Consider the following 14,017-nt stretch of genomic DNA (forward strand, 5'->3'; position numbering starts at 1 on the left):
CCTCGGCAAGGCATGCGGCCTCGCTACCCGGCAGCTTCGAAACAATCCGATAAAGTCTCAACTCAAGGTTGAGATTTGGATTTTCGTGGGACTACTGTGTCAAGAGTGACTGGAGTGTGCAACAAGAGACACTCTAACAACATCAGCAACAGAGAGTGCGTATTTGCGAGGTTGCTCGCACAAGACATCGACTGAGGAGAGTCCCTTGCCGCACCGTCGACCGAAGCCTTCGATCGTCCTCGGGGCTGTCACCGCTCTGGCTGTCGCGAGTCCGATGGCGGTCTACAGCGGCAACGGGCCCTCCGTCATCAGCTCTACGAGCGAAACCTCTGACACTGTGATTCCCACCGAGATCGCACAGGTGGTCCTGGAGCAGATCCCCGATGTCGTGATTCCGCTGAAGGAGTTGACCGGGCTGAACTTGCCGGACATCAACATCGGCGACCTGAGGAACCTGGAGATTCCGCCGTCCATCCGGATTCCGAGCAGTCTGGAACTTCCCGGTGGAGTGCAAATCCCACTGGAGATCCCCGGCCTGGGCGACGTCTCCGACCCGGCAACGCCCCCACCCGCCGATCAGGAACCAGGCACAATCGTCAAGGAGGTCTTCCGCGACACTCCCTTCAGCATGGTGGCGCTGACATCCGAAACGGTCGGAGCAGCGGAGTCGAAGGTCCGGGCGATGAAACCCGACGGAACATGGGGCGAATGGTTCACCCCCGAGATCGCCGATACCGACAGTGCCCGCCTGGAAGCAACAGGCGGAAAGGTCGCAACCGAGCCCGTCTACGTCGGGCAGACCAACGCCATCCAGGTCCTGACGCCCACGCCCACGTCCGCCGATGCCGAAGCCGCGCTAGCGAACGCGCACTCGCATTCCGCACCCGCGGCACCAGAGGACCCCGCACCCGCGCCCGGAGCATCTGAGGACACCGCACCCTCGGGCACCACGCCTGAGGCTGCTGCCCCTCTCGGCTACACCCCCGCTTCCGTCAGCAAGCCGCTCCGGCAACAGTCGGCAGATACGGCCGCGGATTGGGTCACCGCAGTGCTCATCTCGCCCGGCAGCAGCGCTGGTGACAGCTTGCTCACCGGTATCACCAACTCGCTCGGCAGCCTCACTCCCGGTGTCATCAGCCGAGGCCAGTGGGGTGCCGACGAGTCGATGCGCTGCTCGACCCCGACCTACGACAACTCGCTCGGTGGCGCAGTCGTGCACCACACCGCAGGCACCAACAACTACTCGCCGGCCGAGTCGGCGCAAATCGTCCGCGGGATCTACGCGTACCACGCACAGACGCTCGGCTGGTGCGACATCGGATACAACGCGCTCGTCGACAGGTACGGACAGATCTTCGAGGGGCGCGCAGGCGGCCTGGGCCTCCCGGTCCGGGGCGCGCACGCAGGCGGATTCAACGAGAACACCACCGGCGTCGCCATGCTGGGCGATTTCTCCAACGTGGCTCCGCCGCAGGCCACGATCGACGCGGTCGGCAGGTTCCTGGGCTGGAAGCTCGGCAATGCCGGACTCGACCCCTTCGGGTATACGAGGATGTACTCCGAGGGCACCCAGTTCACTCCAATTCCGATAGGTCAGCCTATAGATTTGCCGGTGATCTTCGCGCACAGCGATGTCGGTTACACCGTCTGCCCAGGCGCCGTGGGCTACCAGCACATGAACGAGATCCGGCAGATTGCGGCTGCCAACCTCGGCAACGGCAGCTCCATCCTCGCCGCGGGCCCACCCGTGGGCTCCGTGGTGCCCGATGTCGGCTCGAGTCTGCCGGACGACATCCCTGGACTCGTCACCGAACTGATCCGGTTGAGCGACTCTCCCGTTGTTCAGAAGTGGCTCGCCGAGGGTGGTGAAGCGGGCAGGCTCGGTCAGGCGATCACCGGACTTCTGCGGGCAAAAGCAGGCAACACGGGCGCGCTGTTCACCAACGGTGCGATCTACACCTCGCCGAACGGTGGTGCGTGGACCGTCCTCGGGGAGATCTACAACACCTGGAAGGAACTGGGTAGCGATATGAGCGCGCTCGGACTGCCTACCAGCGACGAATACCCGATCCCCGGAGGTATGCGCAGCGATTTCGAGAACGGTTCGCTGATCTTCAACGAGCTCACCGGCGCCGTGACCGAAGTTCTCGAGACATACAACGACACCTACGAGCAGGTATACGAGGGGGGCGCCCGGTCGGATGCCTCGGCACCCGTCCCCCCATCGGTGGTCGCTCCATCGGGTTCACCGACACCGGTAGCCCCTGGCTGACCGATCGGGTCAACTTCCTCAGGGCGCTGGTGGTCTGATCACGACCACCAGCGCTCGAGCACTTTCGCGACTCCGTCATTCCAGTTGGCGGTTGTGACCTCACCGGCCGCAGCCTTGGCTTCGAGATGCGCGTTCTCGACGGCGACTGACCAACCGGCGAGGTTCAGCATCGGAATGTCGTTGGGCATGTCGCCGAACGCCACGATCTCCGTCGCAGCCACGCCCAGCCGTTCAGCAACGATCGCGAGTCCGGACGCTTTCGTGATCCCCGACGCCGACAACTCGATCAGCCCGTTGTCGGTGGAGTAGGTGAGGTCGGCCCTCCCGCCGATGTGCGGCTCGAGCGCCTCGACCATCGCCTTACTCGACATCGTCGGAACCCTGATCAGCAACTTTACCGCCGGCGCGGCCAAGACCTCGTACTCGGATACCACCTCATCGTCCGGGTTGAGCCAGGCATGCACGTAGGCCGGGGATCTGACGAACTGTGGCACTGCGGCGTCACTGGCATCGACGCCGACTCGTTCCGCAGCGAACCCGGCGCCCGGGAGCACCTCCAGCGTGATCTCCGACAGCAATGCGAGCGTGTCGACATCGAGAGTCGCGGCACTGAGTACCTGGTCAGCGTCACTGTCGTAGATGATCGCGCCGTTGGCGCAGACCGCGAGCGGCGCGTGGCCGAGCCCGTCGACGACGGGATGAATCCAGCGGGGCGGCCTACCAGTCGCAAGAACGAAAGGCGTCCCAGACGCGACCACCGATGCGACGGCGTCACGCGTACGCGCACTGACTCGTTCGTCGTGCCCGATCAGGGTGCCGTCGATATCGGAGGCTACAAGGCTGGGTCGATCTTCGATCACTTAGTAATTCTGCATGCAAGAGTTGCCTATGCGCTGGACAACTGACTATGAAGTCCGTCGCTTCTCGGCTTCTCGACGATCCATTTCCGCGGCCTCCGAGAGCGTGGGGGCGGTACCACCGAGGCGCCGCGGCACCCAGGGCGCCCCGACTGGATGGTCGAAATCGTCCTGCACCCGATTCAGGATCGCGATCATCTCGGTGCGCAAGACCTCCGTGAGAGCGGCTGCCGGCTCCGCTGGTTGTATTGGCTTACCGACCTCCACAGCCACCGGAAAATGATGCCGCCCAAGGTGTCTGGGTTGTCCCTTGGTCGAAATTCGCTGAGCGCCCCACACGATGACGGGCACGATCGGCACTCCGGCGTCGATCGCCATGCGAGCCGCACCCGACTTGAATTCCTTGATCTCGAAACTGCGGCTGATCGTGGCTTCGGGATACACGGTGACCAATTCGCCACCCTGAAGTCGTTTCACCGCTTCGAAGTAGGCGCCGACGCCCGCCGTCCGATCGACCGGAATGACGCCACACCCACGCATCAGGAACCCCAGAACCTTGTTGTTCGCGAGTTCGGCCTTCGCCATGATCCGCATTTTGCGCCCCACGGCGCCAACCGCCAGCCCTACCTGGATGAAATCCAGGTAGCCGGTGTGGTTGACGGCGAGAACCGCCCCACCATCAGCCGGAATATTCTCGAGACCCGCCCGGGTCGTTTTCACACCTTGGAACCGCGACAACGCCTTGGCCGTCAACTCGACGGCTGTGTAGACGGGCTCGGCAGCCACGTCAGTGTCCAGTCTCCCGAGACCGCCGAGCGCGGGCCTTCGCTTCGGATTCCTCCAAGTCCATCCGGTTCGCTTCCTCGAGCGTGGGTGCACTGCCACCGAGTCGTGCGGGCACCCAGTACGCCCCGGCCGGATGGTCGTAGTCCCGTTGAAGGTCGGCAAGCATCACTTCCATGGTGGTGTGCACCTTGTCCGTCAACTCGGATGCGGGCTCGAACGGCGCTATCGGCTCACCGACGGCGATCGAAATGGGCGTGTTCGTGCGGCCGAGCCGCTTCGGGAATCCCTTCGTCCATACCCGCTGCGCGCCCCAGATGACGATCGGGATGATGGGGACGTCGGCTTCGATCGCCATTCGAGCCGCACCCGATTTGAAAGCCTTGATCTCGAAACTCCGGCTGATCGTGGCCTCCGGGTAGACCCCCACCAGTTCGCCGCGGCGCAAGCGGTCGACGGCCGCACGATACGAATCGGAACCCGCCGCCCGATCTACCGGAATGTGTTTGAGGGCTCGCATGATCGGGCCGGACACCTTGTTGTCGAACACTTCCTTCTTCGCCATGAAGCGGATATACCGCTTGACTCTGCGCGCCGGAAGTCCCGCGTAGGTGAAGTCCATGTAGCCGGTGTGATTGATCGCGATCACTGCCCCACCGGTCGCAGGAATGTGCCGATCACCCTTGACCGTGAACTTCAGCCCCTCGAAGGCGAATACGGTGCGGGCGATGCCGATGATCGTACGGTAAACGGGTTCCACAATCGGTAGCGTAGTCCGGTCTCCGCGATCCTCACTCACCGCCGGGGAAAGCGAACGGTAGGACGTCCAGTAAGAACCGCCCGATGTCGCATCGGTTCAATCTGACTGCACCGATGTGACATCAGGCGCGTCTGCGTGCCGTTCGGAAGGTCGGTGCTATCCGACGGTAGGTGGCTCTTCGACAAGCTGGGCCATGTAGAGCTGGTCACCCATCTTGTCGAGCAGTTCGATCTGGGTCTCTAGATAGTCGATGTGCTCCTCTTCCTCTGCGAGGATCTGCTCGAGCAACTTCGCGGACGTGGCGTCGCCCTTGGCCCGGCACATCTGTATTCCAGGGCGAAGGCGTTCGACTACTTCGATCTCGATCGACAGGTCGGAGTGAAACTGCTCGCGCAAATCTTGACCGATACGCAGAGGAAGCAGCTTCTGGTAATTCGGTAGGGCCTCGAGAAGAAGGATGCGGTCGGTGAGGATCTCGGCATGAACCATCTCTTCGATCGATTCGGCGCGAGTCTTGGCCGCCAATTTGGTGAATCCCCAGTCGGCCTGCATCTTCGAGTGCAGAAAGTACTGATTGATCGCGGTCAGCTCACTGGTCAGCTGTTCGTTGAGTAGAGCGATAACCTCGTCGTCGCCACGCATAACAACCTCCGGTCGTCGGACTGATACGACCGTAGCAGCGTTCACCCACGATCCATAGAAGATCGAGGCTTGTAGTTGTCAGGCTGCCTCGCGCTTACCCACAGCGTGTGCGCACAGCAGCTCATCGAGGCGGTTGACGCAGGTACCACACCCCCAACCAGCTCCGCACCGCTCACCGATCGCATCAGCAGTGTCCGCACCGTCGTCCAGGTGTTCCTGAACCTCTTCTTCGGTAACGGCCTTACAGATGCAGACGAACATGCCGAGCTCCTCACGAACCAAACTGGTTAGGTAAGGGTTACATTATTCCGGCGTTCACGCAAGGGTAGCCTTGCCAAAAATCCGGACAGGTTACGGCTTCAGTAGATCTGTACCGACAAAGGGCACCAGAGCCTGTGGAACCCTGACAGTGCCATCGGACTGCTGATGGTTCTCGAGGATCGCAACGATCCACCGCGTCGTCGCCAGGGTCCCGTTCAGGGTGGCCGCGATCTGCGGCTTTCCGTTCTCGTCGCGATAGCGCACACCGAGGCGACGCGCCTGGAACGTTGTGCAATTCGATGTCGAAGTGAGCTCGCGGTACGCCTGCTGAGTGGGCACCCAGGCCTCGCAGTCGAACTTGCGGGCCGCCGACGATCCGAGGTCGCCACCTGCGACGTCGATCACACGGTAGGGGACGTCGATGGCAGCGAGCATGTCCCGCTCCCATGACAGCAACCGCTGGTGCTCTGCGTCCGCGTCTTCGGGCTTGCAGTAGGTGAACATCTCCACCTTGTCGAACTGATGGACGCGAATGATGCCGCGGGTGTCCTTGCCGTAGCTGCCGGCCTCCCGGCGAAAGCAGGTCGACCAACCGGCGTAGCGCTTCGGCCCGTCGGTGAGGTCCAAGATCTCGCCCGAGTGATAGCCGGCCAGCGGGACCTCGGAGGTGCCGACGAGATACAGGTCGTCGTCGGCGAGGTGATAGATCTCGTCGGAATGGGCGCCGAGGAACCCGGTACCGGCCATGATCTCGGGACGCACAAGCACGGGCGGGATCATCATCTGGAACCCGTTGGCCATCGCCTTCTGCGCAGCGAGCTGCAGCATTCCCAGCTGCAACATCGCGCCGAAGCCGGTGAGGAAGTAGAACCGGGCGCCGGAGACCTTCGCGCCGCGCTCCATGTCGATCAGGCCCAGCGACTCGCCCAGCTCGAGGTGGTCCTTGGGCTCGAAGTCGAAAGTCGGGATCTCGCCGACGGTCTCGAGCGTTATGAAGTCGTCCTCGCCGCCGGCCGGGGCGCCGTCCTGGACGATATTCGAGATCGCCCTGTGCGCGGCATCGAGCGCGGCCTGCGCCTCGTGCTGCTGAACCTCAGCCTGCTTTACCTTTGCCGCGAGTTCCTTGGACCCCTCGAGCAGCGCGGGGCGTTCCTCGGGGGATGCCTGGCCCACCTTCCTGCCGAACGCCTTCTGCTCGGCACGCAGGTTGTCACCGGCCAGAACCGCGGCACGACGGGCGGCGTCCGCCTCGAGCAACGAATCGACCAGGGCGGGGTCTTCGCCTCGGGTGCGCTGCGACTCGCGGACGGCGTCGGGATTCTCGCGGAGGAACTTCAGGTCAATCACGGTGTCAGACACTACCGGGCGCCCCCGCGAACCTCATTCCGGTTTCGGTCCGGAGCAAGCTCGGGAGGTCGTCACCCATGGTGATCGACGTTACGCAGGGTTGATGCCGATCGCGGCTGTTGTTCTGTGTGCCCGAACGGGCATTATGGATACCGATGTCCCCAGATCAGTCGAACGGCGCCGAAGCGCAGCCGAAGCCCAAGCGACCGCGGAAGACTCCTCCGCGCATGTCCGCGACCATGACCCGTCGCGCTCTCGCAGCCGTCGCGGGTGGTGCCGTGATCGCCGCGGTTGCCACCATAGCGATCGCGGATGGCTTCAACCGCAGCGAGAATCTACCCGTAATTTCCAGCGGTTCCGGGTTGCAAGCAACCAAGGTGGAGGATGTCGCCTTCGCTTCGGCCACCGCAGGCGACTGCCTCGACTGGACATCGGCGGGGTCTCGAGGGGACCGAACTGATGTCACGAAAGTCGACTGCTCGGAGGAACACCGCTTCGAGGTGACTTCGGCATTGGATCTCAGCGTGTACCCGGGTGCCGAATTCGGGCCGGGGTCGCGGTACCCCGGCGCGCTGCGCTTCGCCTCGCTCAGGGACGAACACTGCGTGCCTTCCGTCGGCAACTACCTCGGCGCCAAGTTCGATCCGGAAGGCAAGTTCAGCGTAGGCCTCATGTTCCCGAGCGAGAGCGGTTGGGCGGCCGGTGAGCGCACGTTGCGCTGCGGTCTTCAGTTCTCGAGCACCGCAGGCACGCTGCTTCCGTTCACGGGGAGGGTGGAAGATCAGGATCAATCCAATATCTGGGATCCCGGTTCGTGCATCGGAATCAACCAGGGCGTACCCAGCGATCCCGTCGACTGCGCACAGCCTCACGCCTTCGAGGTCATCTCCGTCGTCGACCTCGCAACACGGTTCCCCGGTCCGATGCCGTCCGTCGAAGACCAGGACGAATACCTCGAGGACGTGTGCACGCAGGCATCCAACGAATATCTCGGATCTGCGGACGCCCTGCGAGACAAGACGCTCACGCTGTTCTGGGACAACCTCGACCTCGACAGTTGGCTCGCGGGCTCGAGGCGGATCAATTGTTCGATCGGCAAGGAGACCGAGACGGGCTTCGCGACCGTCACGGGTTCGGCGAAGGGCGACATTCTCATCGACGGCACGGCACCTGTAAAACCGCCGCCGATCGGAGAGGGTAGATCCACTCCGACCCCGCTTCCCGGCGCTGCACCCCTGCCGGGGGCATGACGTGCCGGTCACCATGACGCCAGCCCGATTCGAGGAATTGGTTTCCGACGCGCTCGACCTGATTCCGCCCGCACTCGCAGCCGCGATCGACAATGTCGTCGTTCTCGTCGACGACCGCAATGAAGAAGACCCCCACCTACTCGGTCTCTATCACGGGATAGCACTGACCGAGAGGGACAGTCACTACGGCGGATCGCTACCCGATACGATCACCGTCTACCGCGGCGCCCTTCTCGATATCTGCAGCTCGGAGGAGGAGGTCGTGCACGAGGTGGCGGTGACCGTGATTCACGAGGTTGCACACTACTTCGGGATAGAAGAAGATCGCTTGCACGAGCTCGGCTGGGGATGAGGGGGATCGGGGGAACCGAAGAGCGAGTCGCAGCGTCCAAGTTGCAGAGGTATCAAGCTAGTTTTTTGTCGGGGGGCGAGAACCTTCCGGCTGTCTAGGTCAAGGAGGAGTTCGAAGCAATGCCAGCCCTGCAGGTCGCACCAGAAGCTCTGATCGCCGCCGCCGCGGAACTCGACGCGCTGGCCATACGCCTCGAAGCATCGGTTGCTCTCAACTCCGCGGCCATCCGTGTGCTCCCCTCCGGGAGCGACGAAGTATCCCGATACGCGGCCCAATACTTCAACACCGTCTCCGGATCGTTCAGTCCCGCTGTGGCACAGGCTATTCGCGAGATGCACGAGACCGCGAACACACTCCGCGCACAGGCCGCGGTGTACTCCTCGGAAGACCTCGCGCTCGGGGCAGCTCTCGAGTCGACCATGTGACCACCAGCGCCTCGAGACCACAAGGAGATCAGACATGACCATGGGACTGACCGGTGTCATCTGGCTGCCACGCGGAGCAACCGCCAACTCGACCGCTCTCTCCGCCGGCGCGGGACCTGTGCCACTCAGTGTGGCGTCCTCAGCCTGGACTGCGCTGTCGGCGAGCTTCGCGGACGCCAACCTCACGCTCGTCCGGGTCATGGCCGAGCTTTCCGCGGGCTGGCAGGGTACGTCCGCAGCGGCCGCTCTAGCCAAGATCGCACCGTTCACCGCGTGGACTACCGAATGCGCCGAACTCGCCGCTGACACCGCTGCCAAGGCCGGCATCGAGGCCGGCGCCTACTCGACCGCGGCGCTCGCCATGCCCAGCATCCCCGAGATCACGGCCGTCAAGGCCGCGAAGGCCACGGCGTACTCGACGGGAGGCGCCCTCAACGGCACCGCTGCCGCTGCCGAAGCCGCGGATCGTGCATTGGACATCCGCGCTGCGATCGTGATGGAAGGCTACGAGGCGGCGACCAACATACTCGCGGTCAAGCGCACCTTCAGAGAGCCTCCCCGCATCGTCACCAAGGCCGACTCCCAAGAGACCGCGAGCTTCGAGGAAATCTCCGAGGACGGCGAATTCGATCCGACCCGCGCCGCGATTGCCGCGGTGATGTCCGCCGGGCAGAACCCCGCTGTCACCACGGCCGCTGCCCAAGTCAGCAGCATCGCGGGAACGACCGCTACCTCCGCTGCGTCCAATATCGCCGGTGCGGCGATGACGGCTATCACCGGCGGAGGTGCAGCCCCCGCGATCGGTGGCGCACCGATGCCGGGCGGCGCGGCGGCGAGCACCAGCGCCGCGTCGGCACGCACCGCGATCGGTGCGACTGCCGGTGGGGCGACACTGCCGGAAGGCTGGGGCAAGACCGATGGACCCGGACAGGGTCCCCGACCAGGCACCCCGACCGGCGGCGCAATCGGCGAGGTTCGAGCCGACGCGAACTCGACCTCGACGGGGCGCGGAGCCACGAGCAACGGACCCATGATGGCCGGACGTGGGGCTGCAACCAACTCTCCGGACGACGACGAGCGGGACACCCCCGACTATCTCAGGAATTTCGAGCACTTCTCCGACGGCCGCACCGTCATCCCCTCGGTGATCGGTGCGAATCCCGACCAGCAGGAGACCGGACGGTGATCGACCTCGGTACTCAACCGAATGTGCCGACCCTGGCCGCGGTACACCTGAGCCTCGACGAAATGGACTACCTCGTCGACGCGCTGTCGCTCGACGTACTGCCAGTGGTGCTCGACGTGGCGCCGCGGTACGACCTGCTCGATGCGCGGGACGCGGCCCTGCGTGCCGCGGCCGACACGCTCGCCGCTCGGGATCTACTTCCCGGCGGCCAGGTTCATCCAGAACTCGCCGACAGGCTGCGGGTTCTGGCGCGACCCTACTGGGAGATCGCGCTGCGCTGGCACGTGGACGGCAACATCTCGAGGCTGTGTGTGTCTCAGGGCGAATCCGTCTCGGTACTCGCGATGCGAGCCGACGACACCTTCGTCATTCAGGACGCCGGCGCCGACATCATCGCACCCGTGATCGGCGCCCTCGGGACTGCGACACCCATGAACTTCGGTGTCCTCAACGCGCCGACCGCGCAACTGAGCGAGGCTTTCGATCAGAGCGAGGACGGCAAGGCACTCGCCGCCGCCCTCACCGGACTCGGCGCGGGCGCGGCCGACGCCGCTGCCCTCGGCAGTGCGATAGCGACCTGCACGACCTACGCCGAGATCGTCGGAATCGTCTACGGAAACGGCCAGTACGATCCGGTGGGTGGACCGGTCACCGTCTTCGACACCCGAGCCGGCCGAATCGTGGGCACATCGAGCGTCTCCGCGCACGGTGTCGCGTGGTCTTCACTCAGCCCCGGTACGCCACAGCGGCTGCGGCAAGGTTTGGAGTCGCTGGCGGACCGGTTGCGTTGACCTAGAGCGGTTCCCGCTTCCACCACGCCCCGGTCTCACGGCGCTCCCTCCAAGTGGTGAATTGATATCGGTAGAGCCGTGCACGCACATGCTTCGGGGGATTTTCGGGGAACGGATTGTGCTGCAACAGCTTCAGAGTGTCCCGGTCGTTCCGCAGCAGCCTTTCGGCAAACGCCTTGAACCAGGGTTCGGCATAGGCTGGCGAGATCGCCGCGAACCAGAACAGCCAGTCGAGCCGCAGATGATACGGCGCGAATTGTCGTGGTCGTCGGCGGACGTCACCGGGCTTGCCCTTGAAGCCGTACTCCTTCCACTCGGAATCGTCGCTGATGTGTGCGTCGGACGTGCCCTCGACGATCACCTCGATCCGCTCCCGCGTGACACTGCCGAAGGCACCGTAGGTGTTGACGAAGTGCCACTTGTTGAACGAGGCATTCATGGCCTGCCCGTGGGAGATCATGTTGCGGATCGGCCAGTAGCTCAGCACGACAACAAGTGCGGTCACGCAGGCCGCCAGCACGACGAAGGGAATCGGCGCCGACGTGCTGCCGGGAGCGAGGTCGATTCGTAGCACCGATTCATACACACTGTCCGGGATGACAGACAGGGCGAGAACGATCGCCAACCAGTTCAACCAGGAGAAGTTCCCGCTCGCTACCAGCCACAATTGGGTGACGATCATGATCGCCGCAGCGATGGCAGCCACCGGCTGCGGCGCGAACAACCCGAACGGCACGACGAGTTGCGTGAAGTGATTGCCGAGCACCTCGACCCTGTGTAGGGGTTTGGGCAGGTTGTGAAAGTACCAGCTCAGCGGTCCGGGCATTGGTTGGGTTTCGTGGTGATAGAACAGGCATGTGAGGTTGCGCCAGCATCGGTCGCCGCGCATCTTGATCAACCCGGCCCCGAATTCGAGCCGGAACAGCAACCATCTCAGCAAGATCAGTACGAGAAGTGGCGGCCCGACCGACGTGTTACCCAGAAAGATCGCGAGGAATCCTGCCTCGAGCAGCAGAGATTCCCAGCCGAAGCTGTACCAGAGCCCGGAGACGTTGACGATGGACAGGTACAGCACCCACATCGCGAACCACACGAGCATGCACAGGGCCAGTGGCATGAGATGCGTCAGACCCAGCACTGCGACCAGAGACAGCCCGAATCCGGTCCAGCAGACCACTGCAAAGAACCGATCCGAGTAGTACAGATGGAAAATACTCGGAGCCCGGTTGAAGCCGACCGCGCGAAGAAAATTCGGGATCGGCAGCATTCCGTGGCTGCCTACTAGCGGCCTGAACTGGTTGCGTGCCACCAAGAAGGCGACGAGATATATAGCCGCGAGCCCCTCGGCGACGAGTATCCGGCCGAGTGAATAGTCTCCCGCTACGAACCATTCCACCGCCGTCACCCCTTGAAGACGGTTTCCTCCGTCCTCACGCTACCCCGGGGCACACCCGGCGATCACCCCATCGGGATGTCGGCTTCCGGAAACACTCGTTTGTCGAACGGCGGAACGACGGTTCCCCAGCGCACGCATTCCCAGCCCCCATCCGCCAGCGGAGCCAACTCGACCGATTGCGTGTTGGGAAGGTGGTTGCCGGCAGCGAAGGCTCCGGGAACCTGTGCCAAGTGAGCAGCGACGATTCGGATCGCGGCGCCATGACTGACAAGTACGACGTCTCCAGATTCCGCCGGGTCAGACAGATATTGCTGCCGCAGGGACTCCACCACCGGGACGTACCGTTCGAGAACGTCGTTGGCCGATTCACCGCCGGGCACGCGCGCATTTCGGTCACCGTTGTGCCACAGATGAAACGTCTTCATCCAGAGCTTGTGCGACTCCTCGTCGCTGCGGTTCTCGAGTTCACCCGCCTGAGCCTCGTGCAGTCCCTCCCGTACGTCGATGGTGATCCCAAGCGCGATCTCCACATAGCGGGCAGTCTGCCTCGCCCGCAATGCCTGCGAAGAGACGAGCGCGGCGGTCCGCACCGACGCCGCGAGATCAGTGCCCAGCATTTCGGCCTGCGAGATGCCTTCAGGCGTCAGCCTGGCGCCGGGCAGTCGGGTGTCGAGTCTGCGCTCGATGTTGGCCTCGGTCTGCCCGTGCCTGACCAGGATCAAGTTTCCGGTCACAATGCCCTGTCCCCCTGCCGAAGTCGTTCGATCCAGTCCGCCGCGTCACCCTCCGAGGGCGGGGGTGGACCGCTCGGGTTGGCTGCAGGCCACGACCCCAGGAACCGCAGCTTCGACTTGCGATACAGCGCACGGAACGCCTCGGCGACGAGCGGATCGTCTATGTGCCCGATGCAGTCCACGAAGAATCGGTAGGTTCCCGGATCGGTGCGGATGGGACGTGACTCGATCCGGATGAGATCGATTCCCCGGGTGGCGAACTCGGAGAGAACACCAACGAGCGATCCCGGTACGTTGTTCGGCTCGAGCACAGCAGAGCTGCGGTCGCCCCCGGTACGCTCCGGAATCCGTGTTGGCACCGTGACGAGCACGAACCTCGTGCGCGCGCCCTGCACGTCCGCGACCGAGTCGGCGAGGGTGCGCAGACCCAGCCGTTTTCCTGCCAGCGCGGTAGACACCGCGGCGTCGGCGAGACCGTTGGCCACATCCTCGGCCGCGCCCGCGTTGGACGACGCCGACTGGAGCTCGGCGCCGGGACAGTGCTCCTCGAGCCATAACCGCACCTGCCCCGCCGCAACGGGATACGCCCGTATGCTGCGGATCTGATCCAGGCTCTCGATCCCGGGTCCTCCCAGGATCGTGAACTGCACGTCCAACTCCGTTTCCGCCACGATTTGCAATCGCTCACCGAGCGCGAGGGCATCGAGCGTGGGCACGACCCCGCCCTCGACGGTGCTCTCGATGGGGACGACGGCTGCGTCGGCAAGCCCGTCCCGCACCATCGCAAGGGTGGCTGCCGGGCTGGTAGCCGGAAGCCTCTCCGCAGGTCCGTCGATGGTTCCCGCCGCCTCGAGTTGGGCGAGCGCCATCTCCGTGAAGGTTCCCGAAGGTCCGAAATACGCGATTTTTGGCACGCCTACGAGATTACGCACCGAACGGCGGCCTTCCGCCGCATTGCCAG

The 14,017-nt window shown here is 63.9% G+C and carries 15 protein-coding genes; 6 read left to right on the forward strand and 9 right to left on the reverse strand.

From position 1 onward, the window contains the following. Nucleotides 1-205 precede the first annotated feature (205 nt). On the forward strand, nt 206-2,272 hold the full coding sequence (locus BFN03_RS17180; RefSeq protein WP_070380022.1) for an N-acetylmuramoyl-L-alanine amidase: 2,067 nt from the start codon (nt 206-208) through the stop codon (nt 2,270-2,272). Between the two features lie 38 nt (nt 2,273-2,310). Here the strand turns inward: BFN03_RS17180 and BFN03_RS17185 are convergent, their stop codons facing one another. The 6 genes from BFN03_RS17185 to serS all read right to left on the reverse strand — a co-directional run bounded on the left by BFN03_RS17185 (nt 2,311) and on the right by serS (nt 6,922). Beyond that, nucleotides 2,311-3,132 carry a Cof-type HAD-IIB family hydrolase gene (locus BFN03_RS17185; RefSeq protein WP_084385667.1) on the reverse strand — a complete coding sequence of 274 codons (822 nt, stop codon included), beginning with the start codon at nt 3,130-3,132 and terminating at the stop codon, nt 2,311-2,313. Nucleotides 3,133-3,177: 45 nt separating this feature from the next. Further along, complete coding sequence (locus BFN03_RS17190; protein ID WP_070380023.1) at nt 3,178-3,915, reverse strand: lysophospholipid acyltransferase family protein; 738 nt, start codon at nt 3,913-3,915, stop codon at nt 3,178-3,180. Between the two features lies 1 nt (nt 3,916). Continuing rightward, on the reverse strand, nt 3,917-4,672 hold the full coding sequence (locus BFN03_RS17195; protein WP_070380024.1) for a lysophospholipid acyltransferase family protein: 756 nt from the start codon (nt 4,670-4,672) through the stop codon (nt 3,917-3,919). A 156-nt stretch (nt 4,673-4,828) separates the two neighbouring features. Next, a complete protein-coding gene (bfr, locus tag BFN03_RS17200; RefSeq protein WP_070380025.1) occupies nt 4,829-5,314 on the reverse strand; it encodes a bacterioferritin in 486 nt (161 codons plus the stop codon). 78 nt (nt 5,315-5,392) lie between these two features. Beyond that, entirely contained in the window at nt 5,393-5,575 is a 183-nt protein-coding gene (locus BFN03_RS20265) for a (2Fe-2S)-binding protein (protein ID WP_084385668.1), read from the reverse strand. A gap of 90 nt (nt 5,576-5,665) precedes the next feature. Beyond that, nucleotides 5,666-6,922: a serine--tRNA ligase gene (gene serS, locus BFN03_RS17210; protein WP_070381027.1), complete on the reverse strand. Its 1,257-nt coding sequence runs from the start codon at nt 6,920-6,922 to the stop codon at nt 5,666-5,668. Nucleotides 6,923-7,077: 155 nt separating this feature from the next. On the opposite strand from serS, the gene BFN03_RS17215 reads away from it, so the two are divergent. From BFN03_RS17215 to BFN03_RS17235, 5 genes are all read left to right on the forward strand, one after another. After that, entirely contained in the window at nt 7,078-8,172 is a 1,095-nt protein-coding gene (locus BFN03_RS17215) for a septum formation family protein (protein ID WP_070380027.1), read from the forward strand. Nucleotide 8,173: 1 nt separating this feature from the next. Beyond that, nucleotides 8,174-8,524: a metallopeptidase family protein gene (locus BFN03_RS17220; protein ID WP_070380028.1), complete on the forward strand. Its 351-nt coding sequence runs from the start codon at nt 8,174-8,176 to the stop codon at nt 8,522-8,524. A 119-nt stretch (nt 8,525-8,643) separates the two neighbouring features. After that, nucleotides 8,644-8,949 carry a PE domain-containing protein gene (locus BFN03_RS17225; protein ID WP_070380029.1) on the forward strand — a complete coding sequence of 102 codons (306 nt, stop codon included), beginning with the start codon at nt 8,644-8,646 and terminating at the stop codon, nt 8,947-8,949. A gap of 34 nt (nt 8,950-8,983) precedes the next feature. Continuing rightward, the gene (locus tag BFN03_RS17230) at nt 8,984-10,135 is read left to right on the forward strand and encodes a PPE domain-containing protein (RefSeq protein WP_070380030.1); all 1,152 of its coding nucleotides are present in this window, start codon (nt 8,984-8,986) and stop codon (nt 10,133-10,135) included. Continuing rightward, nucleotides 10,132-10,926 (forward strand): ESX secretion-associated protein EspG, encoded by a 795-nt coding sequence (locus BFN03_RS17235; protein WP_070380031.1) that lies wholly within the window; start codon nt 10,132-10,134, stop codon nt 10,924-10,926. The genes BFN03_RS17230 and BFN03_RS17235 overlap by 4 nt, the downstream gene beginning before the upstream one ends. Nucleotide 10,927: 1 nt before the next feature. Here BFN03_RS17235 and BFN03_RS17240 read toward each other — a convergent pair whose 3' ends face one another. From BFN03_RS17240 to pheA, 3 genes are all read right to left on the reverse strand, one after another. After that, complete coding sequence (locus tag BFN03_RS17240) at nt 10,928-12,322, reverse strand: lipase maturation factor family protein (protein ID WP_198163285.1); 1,395 nt, start codon at nt 12,320-12,322, stop codon at nt 10,928-10,930. Between the two features lie 62 nt (nt 12,323-12,384). Continuing rightward, the gene (locus tag BFN03_RS17245; protein ID WP_070380033.1) at nt 12,385-13,056 is read right to left on the reverse strand and encodes a histidine phosphatase family protein; all 672 of its coding nucleotides are present in this window, start codon (nt 13,054-13,056) and stop codon (nt 12,385-12,387) included. Beyond that, nucleotides 13,053-13,970 carry a prephenate dehydratase gene (gene pheA / locus BFN03_RS17250; RefSeq protein ID WP_070380034.1) on the reverse strand — a complete coding sequence of 306 codons (918 nt, stop codon included), beginning with the start codon at nt 13,968-13,970 and terminating at the stop codon, nt 13,053-13,055. The genes BFN03_RS17245 and pheA overlap by 4 nt, the downstream gene beginning before the upstream one ends. Nucleotides 13,971-14,017: the final 47 nt, after the last annotated feature.

It is taken from the genome of Rhodococcus sp. WMMA185, assembly GCF_001767395.1.
GTDB lineage: Bacteria > Actinomycetota > Actinomycetes > Mycobacteriales > Mycobacteriaceae > Rhodococcus_F.

What these genes read in the sequence shown, in the direction of transcription:
- BFN03_RS17230 (WP_070380030.1), top strand. Translation starts at nt 8,984, where the DNA reads ATGACCATGGGACTGACCGGTGTCATCTGGCTGCCACGCGGAGCAACC.
- bfr (WP_070380025.1), bottom strand. Translation starts at nt 5,314, where the DNA reads ATGCGTGGCGACGACGAGGTTATCGCTCTACTCAACGAACAGCTGACC.
- BFN03_RS17215 (WP_070380027.1), top strand. Translation starts at nt 7,078, where the DNA reads ATGTCCCCAGATCAGTCGAACGGCGCCGAAGCGCAGCCGAAGCCCAAG.
- BFN03_RS17225 (WP_070380029.1), top strand. Translation starts at nt 8,644, where the DNA reads ATGCCAGCCCTGCAGGTCGCACCAGAAGCTCTGATCGCCGCCGCCGCG.
- BFN03_RS20265 (WP_084385668.1), bottom strand. Translation starts at nt 5,575, where the DNA reads ATGTTCGTCTGCATCTGTAAGGCCGTTACCGAAGAAGAGGTTCAGGAA.